Annotated in this window: 6 protein-coding genes and 1 pseudogene; 5 read left to right on the forward strand and 2 right to left on the reverse strand. The window is 33.6% G+C overall.

The features are described from left to right. Window positions 1-108: 108 nt before the first annotated feature. A protein-coding gene (locus GGG_RS20770) for an IS5 family transposase (protein WP_228127223.1) occupies window positions 109-860 on the reverse strand; the annotation gives its coding sequence in 2 pieces (ribosomal slippage) (window positions 109-626 and window positions 626-860; 753 coding nt in all). Between the two features lie 150 nt (window positions 861-1,010). Further along, the gene (gene repM, locus GGG_RS0118180; protein ID WP_010117601.1) at window positions 1,011-1,958 is read right to left on the reverse strand and encodes a replication initiation protein RepM; all 948 of its coding nucleotides are present in this window, start codon (window positions 1,956-1,958) and stop codon (window positions 1,011-1,013) included. A 392-nt stretch (window positions 1,959-2,350) separates the two neighbouring features. Between repM and GGG_RS0118185 the strand changes: the two genes are divergently transcribed. From GGG_RS0118185 to GGG_RS21435, 5 genes and pseudogenes are all read left to right on the forward strand, one after another. Beyond that, window positions 2,351-2,989, forward strand: coding sequence for an AAA family ATPase (locus GGG_RS0118185; RefSeq protein WP_004726798.1), 639 nt, complete (start codon window positions 2,351-2,353; stop codon window positions 2,987-2,989). Between the two features lie 2 nt (window positions 2,990-2,991). Then, window positions 2,992-3,291 (forward strand): hypothetical protein, encoded by a 300-nt coding sequence (locus tag GGG_RS0118190; protein WP_004969894.1) that lies wholly within the window; start codon window positions 2,992-2,994, stop codon window positions 3,289-3,291. Window positions 3,292-3,683: 392 nt separating this feature from the next. Next, complete coding sequence (locus GGG_RS20070; RefSeq protein WP_010117605.1) at window positions 3,684-4,094, forward strand: hypothetical protein; 411 nt, start codon at window positions 3,684-3,686, stop codon at window positions 4,092-4,094. Window positions 4,095-4,183: 89 nt separating this feature from the next. After that, a complete protein-coding gene (locus GGG_RS0118200) occupies window positions 4,184-4,720 on the forward strand; it encodes a hypothetical protein (protein WP_010117607.1) in 537 nt (178 codons plus the stop codon). Between the two features lie 11 nt (window positions 4,721-4,731). After that, window positions 4,732-4,989: pseudogene (locus tag GGG_RS21435) on the forward strand (hypothetical protein); the annotation flags it as partial.

Below are 4,989 nucleotides of genomic sequence, written 5' to 3' on the forward strand. Positions count from 1 at the left end.
CATAAGTTATGTAACTTTATAATTTCATCTTTCTGGCAAATTAATCCAGATCAGTTCTTCGTACTAGTGGAACATATAATTTTCAGTTTATAAAACTAGGGCGTGTCCTCATTTGGCTTTACACCAAATAAACATGCAAGCAATGTAAATCATAGACTGGTAATTTCGTGCAAGCTTATCAAATCGGGTTGCAATCGCTCGGAAATGCTTCAATCTCGCAAACACATTTTCAACTAAATGTCTTAATTTATATAGATATTTATCAAACACCTTATTCGATCTCTTACTGTTTGATCTCAATGGAATAATGGGAATCATATCCTTGTTCTGGGCATATATTCTAATGTGCTCAGCATCATACCCCTTATCAGCAATGAGATAAGTTGCCTCGCCTACAGTATCAATCAGTTGTTTTGCAACTTGACTGTCGTGGACGCCACCCCCAGTGATTTTAAAATCAATCGGTAATCCATTCGCGTCGGTTGCAAGATGTATTTTTGTTGTTCGTCCACCACGTGATTGTCCAATTGCTCTTTCGAAACCATTCCGAGCTCCACTTGCATGTTGATGCACGCGTATGTAGCTTCCGTCAATGAATACCCATTCTTGATCCAAGACGCCTCGTAATCTAAAAAAAATTTATTCCACAATCCCTTGCTTGCCCAACGATTAAAACGATTATAAGCAGTTTGCCAAGGACAAAATTCTTGAGGAATATCACGCCATGTGGCGCCTGTACGCAGTTTCCATAAGATCACTTCCATGATATTTCTACTATTCTTTGAACGGTAGCAACCATGTAATCGCATAGTATCTTGAATTTGCTGCCAGATATCATCGGTAAGAAGAGTACGTGCCATTGAAAATATAGAAATAAAAATAACTCAAAGGAGGATTTTAAGTATTTAAAACCAATTCTTCAAATGAGGACACGCCCTAGGGTTACCAGGGCAGACTAAATTTTTCCTATAGGTTTGTAGTGTTCAAAATAAAAATTTCTATTATTCAGGTTATGATAACTTTTCTGATTTATATTTTTCTTTATAGCCCACTTTTAACAAATCAGAATAATACTTTTTTACCTTTTCAGGGTCGAGGAGTTCAAGTGAAATCCTTTCTTTAAACGCTTCGATCTCTTCGCCTACATTGGCATATTTCCCCCCGAATTCGGGATATTTGATAAGGTCACACAATTTTTGAGCGAAAAATATAGATTGTTTTGGTGTCAGCTGATATGCAGGTTCCAGTACCTTATCACTAACAATTAAGGAAGCTTTTTGATTAAAAGAAAATTCGATATGTGTAATTGTTCTCCCTTCTTTTTTCTGCTCATAACTTACGTCGATATCAGTAAGTTTATTAATTTGATCTATGGCAACCGTCAATACACGCTTTTTGAAATCTCCCATGGTTTTATATTCATTTTCAAGTAGACCTAACTTATCACGCAATTCAACCATACTAATATATAGCTTGCCTTTGCTACGCCATCTAATCAAAAGTTCATACAGCCGTATAGCGTATACACTAGATAATTGAGAAATTTGCTTTAATTCATAACGAGTAAACTTTTCTTCAAGTTTTACAAAAAGCTGTAAAATATCAGGAGCAAAAATTAGTTGAGCACATGCAGCTTCTTTAACATAGCCAACTTTTGATACCCAACGGCTTTTGTAGACCGCTGGCTTACCTGTAACAGGATCTATGGCCTTATAGGTGAGTCTACGTTCAAATAAGTTATCACACGCTCCCTGAAGAGCCTCATAGGCCGCTTGACGACCCAAATTAAAGTGCTTCATGTATTCAGACGCATGTATTGTTAGCAATGTATCCGATGTAAGCTCTTTTTCAATTTCCCTAGCTGCAATAATTGCAACTAAAATTAAGCGTTGTTCAGACAGAGTCAATGCATAAGATGCTTCAATCAAGTTATTGTCTTTATAAATTAGATTTGCCATATTGTGATTAAAGAAATAAATTCCATTAATAGACATTAACACTTAATGTCCATTAATGGAAGATCTATTTATGCCAGGAAAACGTCCATTAAATAAAGGAAAACGTCCATTTAAATAAAGGAAAACGTCCACTTATTGTCAGGAAAACGTCCATTTAAATAAAGGAAAGTGTCCACTTATTGTCAGGAAAACGTCCATATAAAACCTCTGAAAACTAGACTTCATAAGGCATTCAGAGGTTCTATAAATATAAATTTATAAAATATATATAAAATTAAAAAAGAACATTACTTGTGGATAACTTTTTTTTAACTTTATTTTTCACAATAGTTGATTCATGAGATTGAAACTTGTACATTATTTTCAACAAAATTACGTAACTTACATAACTTATGATTATTTTAGTAGGTGGTGAAAAAGGCGGAGCTGGTAAAAGCTGCCTTGCCCAAAACTTAGCAGTTTATTTACAAGAAAAGAATAGAGATATTCTGCTTCTAGATGCAGATCCTCAAGGCACAACAACTGACTGGATTAAAGAACGTGATGAGAATGAGGATTTAAAAAATATTCCATCTGTACAAGCTTCAGGCAATATTCGTCAAGTTTTAAAAGATTTATCAAAAAGATATGAAGATATTATCATTGATGCTGGTGGACAAGATTCGGAAGCATTACGTTCTGCTATGACTATAGCAACACATATGCTCTTGCCTTTTAGGCCTAAACGTAGAGATCTAAAGACTTTGGATCATATGGAACAAGTATTAAAACTGGCACGAGCAGTGAATCCAGATTTGAATGCAAGAGCAATCATTACACAATGCCCAACATTACCGTCACAAGTACAGCGAATTTTAGATGCTAAAGAAGCCTGTGTATCGTTCGGAATAAAAGCATTAGACCACATCACGACAAATCGAAATGTTTATGATGATGCAGATGAAAATGGCTTATCTGTTTTTGAAGTAACAAGTGATCCTAAGGCAAAAGCAGAAATTGAAGGGATAGCTCAAGAGTTTTTAGGAGTATAACTATGGCAGGTCTTAGCGGTTTAAAAAAGAAAACTGACGAGCTTTCAGATCAGGATAAACTGGTTGAAAATTTCATATCTGGAGCTGATAAAAGAGTTAAGGATCTAGAAGTTTCACAAAAGAAATTCGTTCGTTGTACCTTTTCTTTGAACCAAGAATTAAGTGAATTAATTGATGAGTTAATTATCAAAAGTAATAACGCTCGTGTTAACAGATCTAGTATTGTAAGAATAGCTTTAGAGTCACTGGCAGAGCAGAATTTAGAAGATTTTAAGCAGCTCGTTGATAAAAGTTTTAAATAAAATAGAGAATGGAAGAGGTTATTCAATCTATAAGATTAAATAACCTAACTTCATAACTTCATAACTTCATAACTTCATAACTTCATAACTTCATAACTTCATAACTTCATAACTTCATAACTTTACTGGCAAATAATTTAAATATTTTGATTTGTTGATAAACCTTATATAGACATCGCGATACTTTGATATTGGAAAATCAAATGGTAAAGTTATTACGTGATATATCACGTTAACTCATTGAGCTGTTCTGTGTTAGCTGGATATAAACATATAACATCATAATCGGTATTTTTAGGCTAAAGATATTCTGTTAGGCCTAAGTAGTAAATTTAGAAATTAACCATTTCAACTGTATTGAGCTTGTATAGCCAGTATCGATTGAGAGAGTCATGATAGAAAAAATTGGGCATGCAAAAAAAACACCTGAAGTTCTAACTGAAGTTTTCACCAAGTTAAGTTACGTTTTGATATTAGATTTACCAGACTTTATTCAAGATTTTGTATTGGATCTTAAAAATAAGATGGATGATGAAATCAAAAGAATGCTTGACCAGGCAGCAAAAGACAATCAAGACATTGATGAATTTGAAATTTTAAAGTGGTTACTCGATACAATTGATGTAGCTCCTGAAGAAACTGAAGAGGTTAAAAAGCACCAACATAAAGAGGTGCATGCTGTGCTATTTACTTGTTTTTTTACTCAATTGTCCGAGGCCTTAAGTCTGAAGTTATCAGAACATATGAGAGTGGAGTCAAAACCGCAGCGTTGTGTTAAAAAAATTGACTCAAAGAACTTATAAAAAATATTTTGGTTTGCCTAAAAACTTCAAGCTCAAGTTAGAACGAAACCTGAAAATCAATTTTTACCCTGAAAAATTATGGTAACTGTATGACTAATACTGATGGATTGTCAGATCTACACGAAGAAATCAAAGTATTGGAAAAGTGGGTAAATCAGTCACTTGGTGAAAAAAAAGCTATTTTCAAAGATTTCGACGTTCAAAATAAGAATGAGTTGTATGCTGCTGCAGAAAAAATCCAGGTTACTATTAAAAAAAAGAGAATTGTGACGGAACATAAAATTCTGGCTGGTTTAACTCAATGGACTAAAATTGAACAAGAAGGGCATCAGTATGGTTATCTGTTGACTGGATTAATTTGTGAAATGCTCAAAGAACTTATCAGTTTACCGAATTCTAGTTCTAAAGATAAAGAGCCTATCACAAACACAAAACTGATAGATTTTAAGCGAATAGTAGATGATGAAAGAGTACATAAGAAATTTAATCAACTATGTTATGCATTAAAACTGTTACTGCAGAACCAATTTAAAGACCGTGGGGAAAAAAAATACCATGTGACAAAATTACCAATGAAATTAAAAAATACGATGAATTTAACACCAGCAATTTTAAAGAATTTTTAACTGGTAAAGAGATGCAAAATCACTCCATCTCATTAGATTTAAACCGTTACATTGAGCAATTTTGTATTGTCTGTAATGAGCTTAACAACAGGGAATTAAATTCATCGAAGAAACTTAGTATCAAGGATTTGATAAAAAGAATAAAAAAGGAGATTGATGTAACAAACCACTCAGGGTCATCTCCTATTCATATAGAAAATGATGACACAGAAGTCGAGATAGATGAAAAATCAGCAACTATTCTTGATCCTACACATGATGATATCAGT

It is taken from the genome of Acinetobacter sp. P8-3-8 (genome assembly GCF_000214135.1).
Classification (GTDB): domain Bacteria; phylum Pseudomonadota; class Gammaproteobacteria; order Pseudomonadales; family Moraxellaceae; genus Acinetobacter.

Excerpts from the sequence above, each read along its gene's own strand:
- repM (WP_010117601.1), bottom strand. The coding sequence starts at position 1,958 with ATGGCAAATCTAATTTATAAAGACAATAACTTGATTGAAGCATCTTAT.
- GGG_RS0118185 (WP_004726798.1), top strand. The coding sequence starts at position 2,351 with ATGATTATTTTAGTAGGTGGTGAAAAAGGCGGAGCTGGTAAAAGCTGC.
- GGG_RS0118190 (WP_004969894.1), top strand. The coding sequence starts at position 2,992 with ATGGCAGGTCTTAGCGGTTTAAAAAAGAAAACTGACGAGCTTTCAGAT.
- GGG_RS20070 (WP_010117605.1), top strand. The coding sequence starts at position 3,684 with ATGATAGAAAAAATTGGGCATGCAAAAAAAACACCTGAAGTTCTAACT.
- GGG_RS0118200 (WP_010117607.1), top strand. The coding sequence starts at position 4,184 with ATGACTAATACTGATGGATTGTCAGATCTACACGAAGAAATCAAAGTA.